At 33.2% G+C, this 14,867-nt stretch carries 16 protein-coding genes and 1 other annotated feature; all 16 genes read left to right on the top strand.

The window, feature by feature from the left end; all coding sequences use genetic code 11:
* The first annotated feature begins 222 nt into the window (after positions 1-222).
* The 16 genes from hbs to BM319_RS01120 all read left to right on the top strand — a co-directional run bounded on the left by hbs (position 223) and on the right by BM319_RS01120 (position 14,859).
* Positions 223-495 (top strand): non-specific DNA-binding protein Hbs, encoded by a 273-nt coding sequence (gene hbs, locus BM319_RS01045; protein WP_056466694.1) that lies wholly within the window; start codon positions 223-225, stop codon positions 493-495.
* A 241-nt stretch (positions 496-736) separates the two neighbouring features.
* A complete protein-coding gene (gene folE / locus BM319_RS01050; protein ID WP_069031865.1) occupies positions 737-1,309 on the top strand; it encodes a GTP cyclohydrolase I FolE in 573 nt (190 codons plus the stop codon).
* A gap of 174 nt (positions 1,310-1,483) precedes the next feature.
* On the top strand, positions 1,484-2,155 hold the full coding sequence (locus BM319_RS01055) for a heptaprenyl diphosphate synthase component 1 (protein WP_069031866.1): 672 nt from the start codon (positions 1,484-1,486) through the stop codon (positions 2,153-2,155).
* Positions 2,156-2,196: 41 nt separating this feature from the next.
* A complete protein-coding gene (locus tag BM319_RS01060) occupies positions 2,197-2,907 on the top strand; it encodes a demethylmenaquinone methyltransferase (protein WP_069031867.1) in 711 nt (236 codons plus the stop codon).
* Positions 2,908-2,951: 44 nt separating this feature from the next.
* The gene (gene hepT / locus BM319_RS01065) at positions 2,952-3,914 is read left to right on the top strand and encodes a heptaprenyl diphosphate synthase component II (RefSeq protein ID WP_091021085.1); all 963 of its coding nucleotides are present in this window, start codon (positions 2,952-2,954) and stop codon (positions 3,912-3,914) included.
* A gap of 226 nt (positions 3,915-4,140) precedes the next feature.
* Positions 4,141-4,587 (top strand): nucleoside-diphosphate kinase, encoded by a 447-nt coding sequence (ndk, locus tag BM319_RS01070; protein ID WP_069031869.1) that lies wholly within the window; start codon positions 4,141-4,143, stop codon positions 4,585-4,587.
* Positions 4,588-4,821: 234 nt separating this feature from the next.
* Positions 4,822-5,050: a binding site (T-box leader), on the top strand.
* A gap of 247 nt (positions 5,051-5,297) precedes the next feature.
* Positions 5,298-6,467 carry a chorismate synthase gene (gene aroC / locus BM319_RS01075; protein ID WP_069031870.1) on the top strand — a complete coding sequence of 390 codons (1,170 nt, stop codon included), beginning with the start codon at positions 5,298-5,300 and terminating at the stop codon, positions 6,465-6,467.
* Positions 6,467-7,552, top strand: coding sequence for a 3-dehydroquinate synthase (aroB, locus tag BM319_RS01080; RefSeq protein ID WP_069031871.1), 1,086 nt, complete (start codon positions 6,467-6,469; stop codon positions 7,550-7,552). The genes aroC and aroB overlap by 1 nt, the downstream gene beginning before the upstream one ends.
* A 196-nt stretch (positions 7,553-7,748) precedes the next feature.
* A complete protein-coding gene (gene aroA, locus BM319_RS01085) occupies positions 7,749-9,032 on the top strand; it encodes a 3-phosphoshikimate 1-carboxyvinyltransferase (protein WP_175403436.1) in 1,284 nt (427 codons plus the stop codon).
* A 17-nt stretch (positions 9,033-9,049) separates the two neighbouring features.
* Positions 9,050-10,309 (top strand): tetratricopeptide repeat protein, encoded by a 1,260-nt coding sequence (locus tag BM319_RS01090; protein WP_069031872.1) that lies wholly within the window; start codon positions 9,050-9,052, stop codon positions 10,307-10,309.
* A gap of 54 nt (positions 10,310-10,363) precedes the next feature.
* Positions 10,364-10,903, top strand: a complete 540-nt coding sequence (locus BM319_RS01095) for a ReoY family proteolytic degradation factor (RefSeq protein ID WP_069031873.1) — start codon at positions 10,364-10,366, stop codon at positions 10,901-10,903.
* Positions 10,904-11,508: 605 nt separating this feature from the next.
* The gene (locus BM319_RS01100; protein WP_069031874.1) at positions 11,509-11,958 is read left to right on the top strand and encodes a DUF2487 family protein; all 450 of its coding nucleotides are present in this window, start codon (positions 11,509-11,511) and stop codon (positions 11,956-11,958) included.
* Between the two features lie 143 nt (positions 11,959-12,101).
* Complete coding sequence (locus BM319_RS01105; RefSeq protein WP_069031875.1) at positions 12,102-12,605, top strand: QcrA and Rieske domain-containing protein; 504 nt, start codon at positions 12,102-12,104, stop codon at positions 12,603-12,605.
* Between the two features lie 2 nt (positions 12,606-12,607).
* On the top strand, positions 12,608-13,282 hold the full coding sequence (gene qcrB, locus BM319_RS01110; RefSeq protein ID WP_025671403.1) for a menaquinol-cytochrome c reductase cytochrome b subunit: 675 nt from the start codon (positions 12,608-12,610) through the stop codon (positions 13,280-13,282).
* 63 nt (positions 13,283-13,345) lie between these two features.
* Positions 13,346-14,122: a menaquinol-cytochrome c reductase cytochrome b/c subunit gene (locus tag BM319_RS01115; protein ID WP_056466650.1), complete on the top strand. Its 777-nt coding sequence runs from the start codon at positions 13,346-13,348 to the stop codon at positions 14,120-14,122.
* Between the two features lie 152 nt (positions 14,123-14,274).
* Positions 14,275-14,859, top strand: a complete 585-nt coding sequence (locus BM319_RS01120) for a DUF1405 domain-containing protein (protein ID WP_091021086.1) — start codon at positions 14,275-14,277, stop codon at positions 14,857-14,859.
* Positions 14,860-14,867: the final 8 nt, after the last annotated feature.

The following is a 14,867-nucleotide window of genomic DNA, read 5'->3' on the forward strand; positions in this document are numbered from 1 at the left end:
CTTATTAGAAAATTGAAGACGAAAAAGGAACTTTTCAGAAAAATCACCACCTGTTTTCGAGTAATTCCAACATTTTCTTATAAAACATATTGAAAAAAGCCGTAGAATCGTATAATATAAGGCATGACAAAGAAATTAATTGGAATTTGTTGTATAAAATTTAAAATTTTGGTCACAAATGAAATTAAGAAACATCTAAAATTTTGGGAGGAGGTGAAAGACATGAACAAAACAGATTTAATCAATGCAGTTGCTGAAGCTGGTGAATTAACTAAAAAACAAGCTACTTTAGCAGTAGACGCTGTATTCGAATCAATTCTTGGTGCGTTACAAAACGGGGATAAAGTACAATTAATCGGATTTGGTAACTTTGAAGTTCGTGAGCGTGCAGCTCGTAAAGGACGTAATCCACAAACTGGCGAGGAAATCGAAATCGCAGCTAGTAAAGTTCCAGCTTTCAAACCTGGTAAAGCGCTTAAGGATGCAGTAAAATAATTACATAATTTAAGCGAAAAAGAAGGATGCTAAAAAAGCATCCTTCTTTTTTTGCTAAAAAAGTCCAAAAAGTCTTATGTTTTAGGGACTAATAATTAATTTTGGACAAAGAAAGCGTCGATTTTAGGTAGTCTAAAAGAAAGTATCCTTCTTTTTTTTGCCTATAAAAAAAGAATTATGTTAAAATAAAACGAATCTGATAGTGAATATTAGAATTTTTTTTAGCATGGGGGATCAATTAATGAATGAAGTTAATTTAGAAAAAATTGAACAAGCGGTTCGTCTAATTCTCGAAGCTATCGGTGATGATCCAAATAGAGAAGGAATTTACGAAACGCCAAAACGAGTTGCGAAAATGTATGCTGAAGTATTCTCTGGGATGCGCCAAGATGAAAAAGCTCATTTACATAAAGTATTTGGTGAAGATCATGAAGAATTAGTTCTTGTTAAAGATATTCCATTCCATTCAATGTGCGAGCATCATCTATTACCTTTTTACGGAGTTGCACATGTAGCTTATATACCTAGAAATGGTAGAGTAACTGGTTTAAGTAAATTAGCACGTACTGTAGAAACAGTAGCTAAAAGACCTCAGTTACAAGAGCGTATTACTGCCTCAGTAGTTGATGCAATTATGGACGTGCTACAACCACACGGAGCAATGGTAGTTGTTGAAGCAGAACATATGTGTATGTCTATGCGTGGAGTAAGAAAACCAGGCTCAAAAACTGTTACGACTGCTGTGCGTGGATCACTTAAAGAGGATGTGCAAGGAAGAAATGAAATTCTTGCAATGATTCATTCTTCTAAATAGAATCAAATAATCAAAAGCAGGGCTTTTAATAGGCAGTCTAAAAAGCCGGAAGTCCTGCTTTTTTTAAAATATTCATTTATAAATAATGCAAGTTGATTGAGCAATCAACTTATACCATCTAAAATACTTATGGTATAATGAAAAAATCAGTTATAAATGGAATGGATGGAAATAATGAATAGTATTCTCGAGTTAAAAAATGAAGTAATCACTCAAATCTTACATACGATTAGACACCCATATTTAAATCAACATCTTCAAGCACCTACCATTGATGATGTAAAGGTTACTTTATTAATCAATTTATTAAAAGAACACAATTTTACGAGTGATAAAATTGTACATTACTGTAAAGCCTTGATGATTCATCAAATTGCATTAGATACACATGAAAAAGTATCCACATTTGAAGGTACACCAATGGATCGAGAAAAGAAACAATTAACCGTATTAGAAGGGGACTTATATAGTGGACTATATTACGATGCTCTATCTAAAACTGGGGAGATTGGATTAATACGAGAACTTTCATATGCTGTTAAAGAAATGAATGAAGAGAAGATCAATCTAGTTCATGAACAATTTAGTTCTTTAGAAGATCTTTTCAACTGTATAACTGTAATCGAATCGACTATTCTTGTACATTTTGCAAAATTTATATCAGCTGAAGAATCAATTAAGCATATTGAGCAAGAATGTTTAATGTCAAGACTGAAAAAAGAATTCGAACGATTTTCAGTAGAAAACTGCTCTGATTTTATTTCGCAATTTCAAAGAATATTGGGGATTGTTGATTTAACGAAAACAAAAGAAGAATTATCAAAAATAATACAATTACAAAATTAATCTACATAGAAGTAATCGTAATTAGTTTAGTGGGGGTTTATATGACTCAATCAAAAGAAGAACGCGTACATGACGTGTTTGAAAAGATTTACAATAAATATGATACAATGAATGGTATTATTAGTTTTAGACGACATATTGCTTGGCGCAAACAAACTATGAAAATTATGAATGTTCAAAAAGGTATGAAAGCGCTTGATGTATGCTGTGGTACTGGTGAATGGACAATTGCACTTGCAAATACAGTTGGAAAAGATGGAGAAGTAGTAGGATTAGACTTTAGTAAAAATATGCTATCTATCGGTGAAGAAAAAGTTAAAAATATGCATTTAGACCAAGTAAAATTAATTCATGGTAATGCTATGGAGTTACCATTTGAGGACAACTATTTTGATGTTGTTACAATTGGATTTGGTTTAAGAAATGTTCCAGATTATTATCAAGTGTTGAAGGAAATGACGAGAGTTGTAAAGCCTGGAGGTATTGTTGTTTGTTTAGAAACATCACAACCGACTGCATTTGGTGTTAGACATGTGTATAAAGCGTATTTTAAATACATCATGCCGATTTTTGGGAAAATATTTGCTAAAAGCTTTAAAGAATACTCTTGGTTACAAGAAAGTGCAAGCACGTTTCCAGGAATGAACGAACTTGCAAATCTTTTCAAAAAAGCAGGTTTAGAAAAAATAAAAATTAAACCTTATACTTTTGGTGTAGCAGCAATGCATTTAGGTGTTAAACCAAAAAGCTAGTTACAAAAAAGCGAGAAAATGGGATGAATAGTAAGGTGAACGGAATGAAGGTTAAATGGAAATATTCTTATTTAAAAAAGGACATTAATGAGATTGAGAGCACGCTGCATAAAGTAGTCAATTCTTCTCAACCAATTTTGAAAAATGCATCTGTACAGTTGCTCGAATCTGGTGGGAAAAGAATTAGACCAGTTTTTGTATTGCTTAGTGCTAAATTTGGACAATATAACCTTCAATCGATTAAAAATGTAGCAGCTACTTTGGAAATCATACATATGGCATCTTTAGTTCATGATGATGTAATTGATGAAGCTAGTTTACGAAGAGGTAAACCGACAATCAATTCAACTTACAATGATCGTGTTGCTATGTATGCAGGGGATTTTTTATTTGCAAAAGCATTGGAATGTATGTCAGAAATCGAAATCCCATTGGCCCATCAAAAACTATCTGAGACTATTTTAGAGATTTGTTTAGGTGAAATTGAACAAATAAAAGATAAATATAATTTTGACCAAAATTTAAAATGTTATTTAAGAAGAATTAAACGAAAAACTGCCCTTTTAATTTCAGCGAGTTGTGAAATTGGTGCAATTGCATCAGGAGCCTCTCCAGCTTTTCAAAAATGTCTAAAAGATTACGGCTACTATTTAGGTATGTCCTTTCAAATTATGGACGATATTCTTGATTTTACGGCTTCTGAGAAGGAATTAGGGAAACCATCAGGTAGCGACTTAATTCAAGGTAATATTACACTACCTGTCTTGTTTGCGATGAATGATTTAGCTCTTAAAGAGAAAATTGAATCTGTTTATGAAGGTATCGATCCGGAAACTGTAAAACCTCTAATAAATCAAATTCGCAAGAGTACATATATTAAAGCAGCAAGAAAAGTTAGTGAAGCATATTTACAAAAATCTTTAAACAGTATCAACAGCCTTCCTAATAGTGAAGCAAAGGAAATGTTAATATTAATTGCTAAAAATATTGGAAATCGAAAAAACTAGAGGCGGGGAAAATGCTAGTGCATTTACAACTGCCTCTTTTGGCTTTTTAGATACGTATAGAACTCCAGTTAATCAGTTATATTGATTAAAGTTAATCGATAATCTGGAAGCGATTTCAATTTTTATAATATAACAAGATTTTAAACTATTGATAATTTTATAAATTGATGTTACTATTCTAACTGTGTTGTTTATACATAATTGAAATCAAGTGAGGTAGAGCATAATGGAAAGAACTTATTTAATGGTAAAACCTGATGGTGTACAACGTAACTTAATTGGTGAAATCGTTTCACGTTTCGAAAAAAAGGGGTTCCAATTAGTTGGAGCTAAATTAATGCAAGTGAGTAAAGACCAAGCTGAAACTCACTATGCTGAGCACAAAGAACGTCCTTTCTTTGGTGAATTAGTAGACTTCATCACTTCAAGCCCAGTATTCGCTATGGTTTGGGAAGGCGAAAATGTAATCGCTACCGCTCGTCAAATGATGGGAGCAACAAACCCAAAAGATTCAGCACCAGGAACGATCCGTGGTGAGTATGCTGCAACTGTAGGTAAAAACATTATTCATGGTTCAGATTCACCTGCTAGTGCAGAACGTGAAATCGGTATTTTCTTCAATCAAAATGAATTAGTTGAATACTCTAAGCTTATTAAAGAGTGGGTATACTAATAAAATAGTTTTACACAAAACAAAGAAGTCAGCATATTGCTGGCTTTTTTTTATAGGAAAATATTAAAATCTAGACCTGTGGATAAATTTTTTATTAACTTAAGATGAATCGATATGAGTAAGCGAAATAGAGGGAAAGTTGCAAATAGTAATAAAATATTGCATTGACAGCTTCTTTAAATCTGCTTATAATCATCATTAATAAGTTTTTAAATGAATCTTTTGACAATTAAATATCTTGCGATGATAAGGACACAGTAAGCATAATTTCACTGTTTCAGAGAGCTGACGAAAGCTGCGAGTCAGTACATAAAATATGCCGAAATTTCATTCTTGGAGCAATTTCTATTTTCATTTTAAGAAAATAGAAACGGTCGTTTTGATCGTTAAAAAAATCAAGGTGGTGAACAGAGCTTTAGTTCACAACTAGGGTGGTACCGCGATTAATTAATTCGTCCCTACTGTTTATTCAGTAGGGACTTTTTGTTTTTATTTTTTTACATGCTACTTCTGGATGAAAAGAAGAGAGAGGTGCCTAAGCAATTAGATTAGTTCATGACGAAACATAATTGAATAGGAAAAAACTATAGGTTTTTCTACTGAATAATTCATTTTTTTGAATATGGCTCTTTTTTTATATTAAATTCAGAATAGGTTGTGCTATAGTAGTAACTAATAATTTTAAACTTACATAAAGAGAAGGTGTTGAAATGCGTTATTTAACAGCTGGTGAATCACATGGTCCACAATTAACTACAATTATTGAAGGCGTTCCAGCAGGCTTACCAATTTTAGCAGAAGAAATAAATGTTGAACTTCGTAGACGACAAGGTGGATATGGAAGAGGGCGAAGAATGCAAATAGAAAAGGATACTGCTCAAATTACTAGCGGTGTTCGACATGGTTATACATTAGGCTCTCCTATCGCATTGGTTGTTGAAAATAACGACTTTAAACATTGGACGAATATTATGGGTCCTGAACCTTTGGACAATCTAGAATACGAAGGAAAAAGAAGCATTACAAAACCACGACCAGGGCATGCCGATTTAAATGGAGCGATAAAATATGGCTTTAGAGATGTAAGGAATGTTTTAGAGCGATCTTCAGCTCGTGAAACGACTGTACGTGTTGCCGCTGGAGCGGTGGCAAAAAAATTGTTAAGTGAGTTAGGAATCACAATTGCAAGCCATGTTATTGAAATTGGTGGAGTTAAAGCAAAAAATCTAGACTATAAAAATGTAGAAGACTTACATAATAGAGCTGAAAACTCAGAAGTAAGATGTATAGACGCTGAAGCGACAGAAAATATGAAATCGTTAATTGATGATGCAAAACAAAAAGGTGATTCAGTTGGTGGGATTGTAGAAGTTGTTGTTGAAGGTATGCCAGCTGGTGTTGGTAGCTACGTTCATTATGACAGAAAGCTAGACTCAAAAATTGCAGGTGCAATCGTAAGCATTAATGCCTTTAAAGGTGTAGAATTCGGCATCGGGTTTCAAGCTGGCTCTTTACCAGGTAGTGAAGTTCATGATGAGATTGCATATTCAGAAGAACAAGGCTACTACCGATTATCGAACCGTGCTGGCGGTTTTGAAGGCGGTATGACAACTGGTATGCCAATTGTCGTTCGAGCAGTAATGAAACCAATCCCAACGCTTTACAAACCGCTAAAGAGCGTTGATATTGAAACAAAGGAAGTTTATGAAGCAAGTATCGAACGTTCTGATAGCTGTGCTGTTCCTGCAGCAAGTGTCGTAGCAGAGCATATTGTTGCTTGGGAAGTTGCAAAAGCAATTATTGAACAATTTGAATCCGATCAACTTGAACGTTTAAAACGTAATATTGAAGATTTCCGTGAGTATGCGAGGAATTTTTAATGAATGTGATAACTGTAAATACAAGCTCTAAACAATACGATGTTTGTATAGGGTTTGGAGTATTGAGTGAACTGCAGTCAAAGTTGGACAGCTTAGTTCCTAAAGTTTCCAAAATACTAATCATTACAGATGATCAAGTTGCTCCACTTTATTTAGAAGAAGTACGACTAAATTGTAGTAAAACAAATAAAGTTGAACACTATATCATTCCACATGGTGAAAAAAGTAAGAGTTTTGCAATATACGAAAATTGTTTAACCTATTGTTTTGATGTCCAATTAGATCGTAATAGCTTAATCATTGCCTTAGGTGGAGGAGTAGTTGGCGATTTAGCTGGATTTGTCGCTGCTACTTATATGCGTGGTATTCGTTTTATCCAATTACCTACTACTTTACTAGCCCACGATAGTGCTATAGGTGGTAAAGTAGCTATCAACCTTCCAAAAGCTAAAAATATAGTTGGCGCATTTTATCAGCCGGAATTAGTATTATATGAATTAAGCTTTTTAACTTCTTTGCCAATAGAGGAATGGAGATCAGGTTTTGCTGAAATTAGTAAGGAAGCCATGATTTCTTCTAACGACAATTTGAGTTGGTTAATGGATCATATACTTTCACTTGAAGAGTTAAATAATGAGTTAGTTGAAAAATGTGTCACAATGGGGATAAGTGTAAAAAATGAAATTGTATCTAGGGACGAAAGAGAAACTGGTGAAAGAGCATTTTTAAACTTAGGCCATACACTTGGGCATGCAATTGAAGCGTATTTAGGTTATGCTAAAACAACTCATGGTGAGGCAATTGCATTTGGAACTTTATTTTCAATCTATTTGAGTGAACAGTTCTTTAAGGTTGACTTAAAATTTAATGAGATAGTAAATTGGTATAATCGATTGAATTATCCTGTTTATTCAAATTTAGAATTAGATCCAATTATTAATCTAATGAAACAAGATAAGAAAAATATCGATTTGAAAATAAAATATATACTATTAAAAAGTTTTGGACATCCAGTGATTTGTGAATTAGAGGAAGACTTTATAAAAGAAAATTTAGATAGTTTTTTAAAACAAATAATTTCATAATGCTTACCTGAAAATGGTGTTTTGATCAAATGTTAAATCAAAATATCATTTTCTTTTTCTAAATTAGGCTAACTAAATCATCGGAAATGAAAAACATAGGACAATTCGTCGAATAGAATTTCAGCGAAAAAAAAGGTTTGATTTAATAAAAAATGGAATGTAAATACATATAGAAAGGTTAGATAAGATGACTATGATGAGAAATTCCCAGTTAGAAAAAATCCGTTTAGTTGGTGATGTGACAATTCCAGGAGATAAATCAATATCTCATAGAGCAATTATGTTTGGATCATTAGCGAAAGGGACGACAAAGATTACTAACTTTCTATTAGGTGAAGATTGTTTAAGTACGATAGCGTGTTTTAGAAAATTAGGTGTACAAATCGAAGTATCAGAAGATGAAGTAGTCGTTTATGGTAAAGGAATTGAAGGTCTTAAAGAGGCACATGAAGTACTTGATGTAGGGAATTCGGGAACAACAGCAAGATTAATGATGGGAATATTAAGTGGTTTACCTTTCCATTCAGTTATTATTGGTGATGAATCTATTGGTAAAAGACCAATGAAACGAGTTACAAAACCTTTAAAAATGATGGGTACTTCTATAGATGGACGTGAAGACGCTACATATACACCTATTTCTATTAGAGGAGGTTCACTGAATAGTATTTCTTATGCTTCTCCTGTATCAAGTGCACAAGTTAAATCTTCAATTTTACTAGCTGGTTTATTCGCAAATGGTACGACAACTGTTACTGAACCAGAAAAGTCTCGTGACCATACTGAAAGAATGCTAAAGGCATTTGGTTGTGAGTTAGTAGTTGATGGAAACAAAGTCTCAATTAATGGAAACCAAGAATTAACTGCAACAGATGTTATTGTACCAGGGGACATTTCATCAGCTGCATTTTTCTTAGTAGCAGGGTCGATTGTTCCTAATAGCGAAATATTGTTAAAAAATGTAGGTGTAAATCCTACTAGAACAGGGATATTAACTGTTTTAGAAAGAATGGGAGCTAATATTACTTTAGAGGATGAAAAAGTTGTAAACGGAGAACCAATTGCGAATATACGAGTGAAATCATCCAATTTAAAAGCAACTGTCATTGGAGGGGCTGAAATTCCTACATGTATCGATGAGTTACCGATCTTGGCCTTAGCAGCGGCTTTAGCAGATGGAGAGACTATTATTAAGGATGCTGAAGAGTTAAGAGTAAAGGAAACGGATCGTATCCAGACTGTTGTAACAGAACTTACAAATCTTGGTGTAAGCATTGAAGCAACAAAAGATGGTATGATTATACAAGGGAATAGTTCTTTAATAGGTGCTAATGTAAATTCACATGGAGATCATCGAATGGGAATGATGCTTTCAATTGCTGCATTACTTGCTAAAGGTGATACAATTATTGAAAATACAGAATGTATAGCTGTATCTTTTCCGAACTTTAAAGAGCAATTAAATGAATTAATTAAGTAGTCATATGAGGTGTAAGAATGAGTTTATACGAAGCTGTTCAGTTAATAGAGAACGGTCATACTGAAAAGGGATTAGATTTATTAAGAAAGAATTTAAAAAATGCTAACGATGAAGAAAAATACGAAGCAGCACTTCTTTTTCAATCATTAGGTTTTGTGGAAGATGCAAAAAATATCATTGAAGATTTAGTTTACTTATATGATGACGACGATGATCTTAAAATAATGTATGCAGAAATATTATTAGATCTTGATTTAGAAGACGAAGCTTTAGAAATTTTACTTGCCATAAAGGCTGATAGTGAAAGTCGAGTTCAAGCACTTTTATTAATGGCTGATCTATATCAAGTTCAGGGTCTTGATGAAGTAGCTGAACAAAAATTATTTGAAGCAAAAAGAATTTTACCGAATGAACCTGTAGTAGATTTTGCATTAGGGGAGTATTATTTTAGTAAATATGATTATAAAAAAGCAATTCCATTTTACGAAAAGCTTTCTAATCAAGAAATTGAAGTGAGTGGAGTTAATAAAGATTTAAGACTTGCTGAATGTTTAAGTGCTGAAGGTGAATGGGAAGATGCAATTTCCTATTATGAAAAAGGAATTCAGAAAACTAAGGACTTCCATACACTATTAGGATATGGTATTACGCTATTTCAAGCTGAACGCTATGCAGCCTCTATTCCGGTATTCGAAGAGGCAATCTTCTTTGATCCTGAATATTTGGTAGCACATTTATGGCTAAGTAAAGCACATGACCTTGAAGGCCAATTTCAAGAAGGCTATGATATATTACAAAAAGCATTACTTGTTGATGAAACAAATGTAGAATGCCTTTTATCAGCTGCAAAATTAGCTCGTAAAATGAAGAATTTAGATGCAAGTAAAAAACATTTACAGGAAGCATTAATTTATGATCCTTCGTTAATTGAAGCAGTTCAGTTATTAGTCGGAATTCTTTTTGAAGAGGAAGATTTCGATGACATAATTAGTACAATTGAACTAGCAATTGAGCATGGAGCTTCAGATCCTCATTTTAATTGGGACTTAGGCAAAGCATATTATGGAAATGAAAATTATGAATTGGCATTAAATCAATATCGTCTAGCATATAATGACTTTAACCAGGAAATTTCCTTCTTAAAGGAATACGGAGACCTATTGTTTGAAGAAGGCTTAGTACAAGAAGCAAAAGAGGTTTACAGTAAACTTGTAGACGATGAGTATCTACAGGAAGAAGTAAGAGAACGACTTGAAAGAATAAATGAAATTCTGTAGTTTTCTTTATTCAGAAAAGGGGACAAATTTTATGGACAGAGGAGGGATTTAATAATGGCAACCCCTGTATCTGTGAATGAGAAGAAAGATTTTGTTAAGTGGTTTCTAAGTAATTTTCAGTTAAAGCAAAGAGAATGTGTTTGGATTTTAAATTACCTAATGAGCCATGATTATTTAATGAAAAAGGTTCATTTTGTAGAACAGTCTAAATATTGTCCACGCGGGTTAGTGATGTCGACGAACTGTGTTAAAGAAGTCCCATTTCATTTTTATAAACAAAATGTTATGACGACTGATGCAGAGAAATCTTTTCACGATATTCGACTAAATAGGGATGAGGATATTTATATCCAGCTCAATTTTAAATCTTCTTTTCAATATCCGATGTTTGTTTCAGTTTTAGAAGAGAACCCACATATACCAAAAAACTTAAATAGTAACGAAAAAGACCGCGTAATTGCTGAAAAGTTATTGTCAGATTCAATTATTAATTTCCAAAAAGACAGATTGATGAAAATGATTGACGAGGCTCTAGATAAACAAGACAAAAAGCTTTTTCAAGAATTAACTAAACAACTGAATTCTTTAACTTAATATTAAACTGTAAAAAGTCCTCATTTTGGGGGCTTTTTTACTGTTGTAAATGTATTTGCTAATTGAACACAATTTAATTTTATTGTTAAATAAGATATGTGGGGTTAATTTCCATTTTTAGTCCCCTCCCTATTAAGTGTGGCTAGATACATGATCTTAATCATCATATGGCGTTCTAAAAGCCTTCTGTTATATCCCACAGAAGTCGGGCATTTCATCAAGTTATACAAATTTAAAATGGCCGTATATAAAATTAAGATTAGCAAATTACTCATAAAAAAATACTCAAATAAAAAAAATAGTAAAAAAGTCACTTAATAGAGAAAGATTCTTGGATAATTGACTGATCTCATAGAAATATTTGCTTCGTAATGAAGGAGCAGGGTTTGACTAAAATCGCAATTTTTTAAATATTAATCAGTAAACTATAAATGGGATTACTGAATTGAATACATAGATCCCTTTTGACTGATTGGACAATGCTTAATTAGCGGGCTTTTTTTCTTTCTTAAAATAGTAATGTATGGTTAAATGGAAAATAGAAATTTGTTCACAAAAATTTCACAATTATAAATAAATTATTTTAATAGAAAGAGGTAATTTTGATGAAATGGACAACTAATGAATTAAATCAAGTTATTGAGAATCTGGAATACATCGATACGATCATTATTCCACTTTGTCCTGTTTCTTTGAAAAAAGAAAATATTGGTCTAGCCGAGCAAAGAGAGGACCTAATAATACTTACTTCGGAACTAGAACGTACATATAAAGGCAGAGTTGTAATCGCACCTGAATTTACTTATTTACCTGAAGAATCGAATAAAATAAGCAGATTAAAAGCTTGGAATGAAGAGTTTAAAGCTAGTGGTATTAAACATGTTTTTTATTTAACATGTGATTTTGATTGGAGACAGTCAGAAGCTGAAATGGATGAATCATTAATTTGGTTACCTAATTTAAACATCAATAGCTTAGATGAATCATCACAACGCGTAATAGTAGATAAACAATTATCTCACATAAATGCATTATTTTCTAAAATATGGGGATAAAAATAAAAACAACATTATTACTATGATTATTATTAGGATATTATTGACCTTCTAAATTTGTTATTATATTATGAAAGTGTCCTAGTTTTATTATTATAGCTGTTGTCCGTACAGGAGTACTTGTGATAGAGGGGGGAATTTTCATGAGTGAAAAGGTTTCAAGACGCCAGTTTTTAAACTACACTTTAACAGGTGTAGGCGGCTTTATGGCGGCAGGAATGCTAATGCCATTGGCTCGTTTTGCCATTGACCCAGTCTTACAAAAAGAAGCAGCTGGAGCAATGGTGCAGGTTGGACTAGTTAAAGATTTAACGACTGACCCAAAACGCTTTGACTTTAAAGTTAAGCAGGTAGATGGTTGGGTTAAATCTGATGCGTCACACATTGCATGGGTGTACAAGAATTCAAATGGAGACATCGTTGCGTTATCACCTACTTGTAAGCATTTAGGCTGTACAGTTGGTTGGAACGACAATAAAGATTTTCCAAATCAATTCTTCTGTCCATGTCATGGCGGTCGTTACCATAAGGATGGTAAAAACATTAAAGGTACACCACCGCTTGGTCCACTAGACAACTATGCGGTAAAAGTGAAAGGTGATTCTTTCTATCTTGGTAAATTAGAACCAAATACAGGAGGTAAATAATCGTGCTTAACAAAATTTACGACTGGGTAGATGAGCGATTAGAAATTACACCTCTTTGGAGAGATATCGCTGATCATGAAGTACCAGAACACGTTAATCCAGCGCATCATTTTTCAGCATTCGTATATTGCTTTGGTGGATTAACATTTTTCGTTACAGTAATTCAAATTTTATCTGGAATGTTCTTAACAATGTACTATGTTCCAGATATCAAAAATGCATGGGAATCAGTTTATTACTTACAAAACAACGTTGCATACGGACAAATCGTTCGTGGTATGCATCACTGGGGTGCAAGTTTAGTAATTGTTATGATGTTTTTACATACTTTACGTGTATTCTTCCAAGGCGCATATAAAAAGCCTCGTGAGCTTAACTGGGTTGTAGGGGTATTAATCTTCTTCGTAATGCTTGGATTAGGCTTTACAGGATATTTATTACCTTGGGATATGAAAGCGTTATTTGCGACTAAAGTAGGTCTGCAAATTGCTGAACAAACACCATTTATTGGTAAGCAAGTGAAAACGTTAATTGCAGGTAATCCGGACATCATCGGTGCACAAACATTAACTCGTTTCTTCGCAATCCATGTATTCTTCTTACCTGGTGCTTTACTTGCTCTTATGGGTGCCCATTTCTTAATTATTCGTAAGCAAGGTATTTCAGGTCCACTATAAGATTTAGTGCATGGGGCTTTAGTAAAAAATGACTAAAGTGTGTCGAAATAAAGGAGGGAGAACATGCATCGCGGTAAAGGAATGAAATTTGTAGGTGACTCACGTGTGCCTGCAATGGCAGGACGTAAACCTAATGTTCCAAAGGATTATTCAGAATATCCTGGTAAAACTGAAGCATTTTGGCCAAACTTCTTATTAAAAGAATGGATGGTAGGAGCAGTTTTCTTAATTGGATACTTAACATTAACAATTGCACATCCATCTCCACTAGAGAGGGTTGCAGACCCAACTGATACTGGCTATACGCCATTACCAGACTGGTATTTCTTATTCTTATATCAATTCTTAAAATATAGCTATGCTTCTGGTGACTATAACGTAATTGGTGCTTTCGTAATTCCTGGATTAGCATTTGGTGGCTTATTATTAGCGCCATTCTTAGATCGTAGTCCACATAGAAAACCAATTAAACGTCCTTTAGCTACAGGCTTTATGTTATTAGCTTTATCTGGTGTAATTTATTTAACATGGGAAGCTGCGGCTCACCATGACTGGAAAAAACAAAAAGAACAAGGTAAAATCCGTACTTTTGTTGAGTTAAATAAAGAAGATCCAGCATATAAACTATTGCAAAAAAATACTTGTGTATCTTGTCATGGCGATAATCTTGAAGGTGGCGCAGCAGCTCCAAGTCTTCAAAATAATGGTTTAAAACCTGAAGAAATCGCACATATCGCAAGAAACGGTCGAAAAGCGATGCCATCTGGTGTATTTAAAGGTACTGACGCAGAACTTAAAGTACTAGCTGAATTCGTTTCAAAAGCAGGTAAAACAGAGTAATTAAAAGAGAGTCGAATTTTCGACTCTTTTTTTATGTTTTATTGTATACTGAAATAATAACATGTAAAAAATGTGATGATACATATAAATTGTGAACTTTGTGTTATAAATTTATTAAATCTCCTAAAGTGAAAGTGAGATGAAGTGAACTAGTGAACATACTATACAGTATGCTACGGCTTAAACCTAACTTAATTGCTTTATTTATAATAAATGTACTAGGAACAATCTATGGATACTATTGGTATAAATCTCAACTTGAGTTTACTCCTGGTTGGTTAAAAATATTTGTACCTGATAGTCCAACTGCATCCTTATTTTTTTGTATTGTATTGCTACTTTTCATTCTAAATAAACGGAATGGATTAATAGAAGCACTAGCATATGTAAGCTTGATGAAATATGGTATATGGGCAGTTATAATGAATGGAATGGTTCTTTATATATCAGGTGGACTTGATAAGGTTGCATATTTATTAATTTTTTCACATGGAGCTATGGCAATCCAAGCTGTTTTGTACGCACCGACATTTAAAGTAAAAAAATGGCACTTGACTGTTGCAAGTATTTGGATTTTACAAGATCTAATTTTAGACTATGTTTTTGGTACAATGCCAGAATATTATATGCTTTCTGATTACAGAATTTGGATTGCTTTAATTACATTTTGGTTAACGATATTTGTTATTTTAATCGCTTATTACCAGTTAATTTTAAAAAATAGAGCTCGTGCTTGAACAAGTTC

The sequence above is a fragment of the Bacillus sp. UNCCL81 genome (assembly GCF_900112535.1).
GTDB lineage: Bacteria > Bacillota > Bacilli > Bacillales > Bacillaceae_G > Gottfriedia > Gottfriedia luciferensis_B.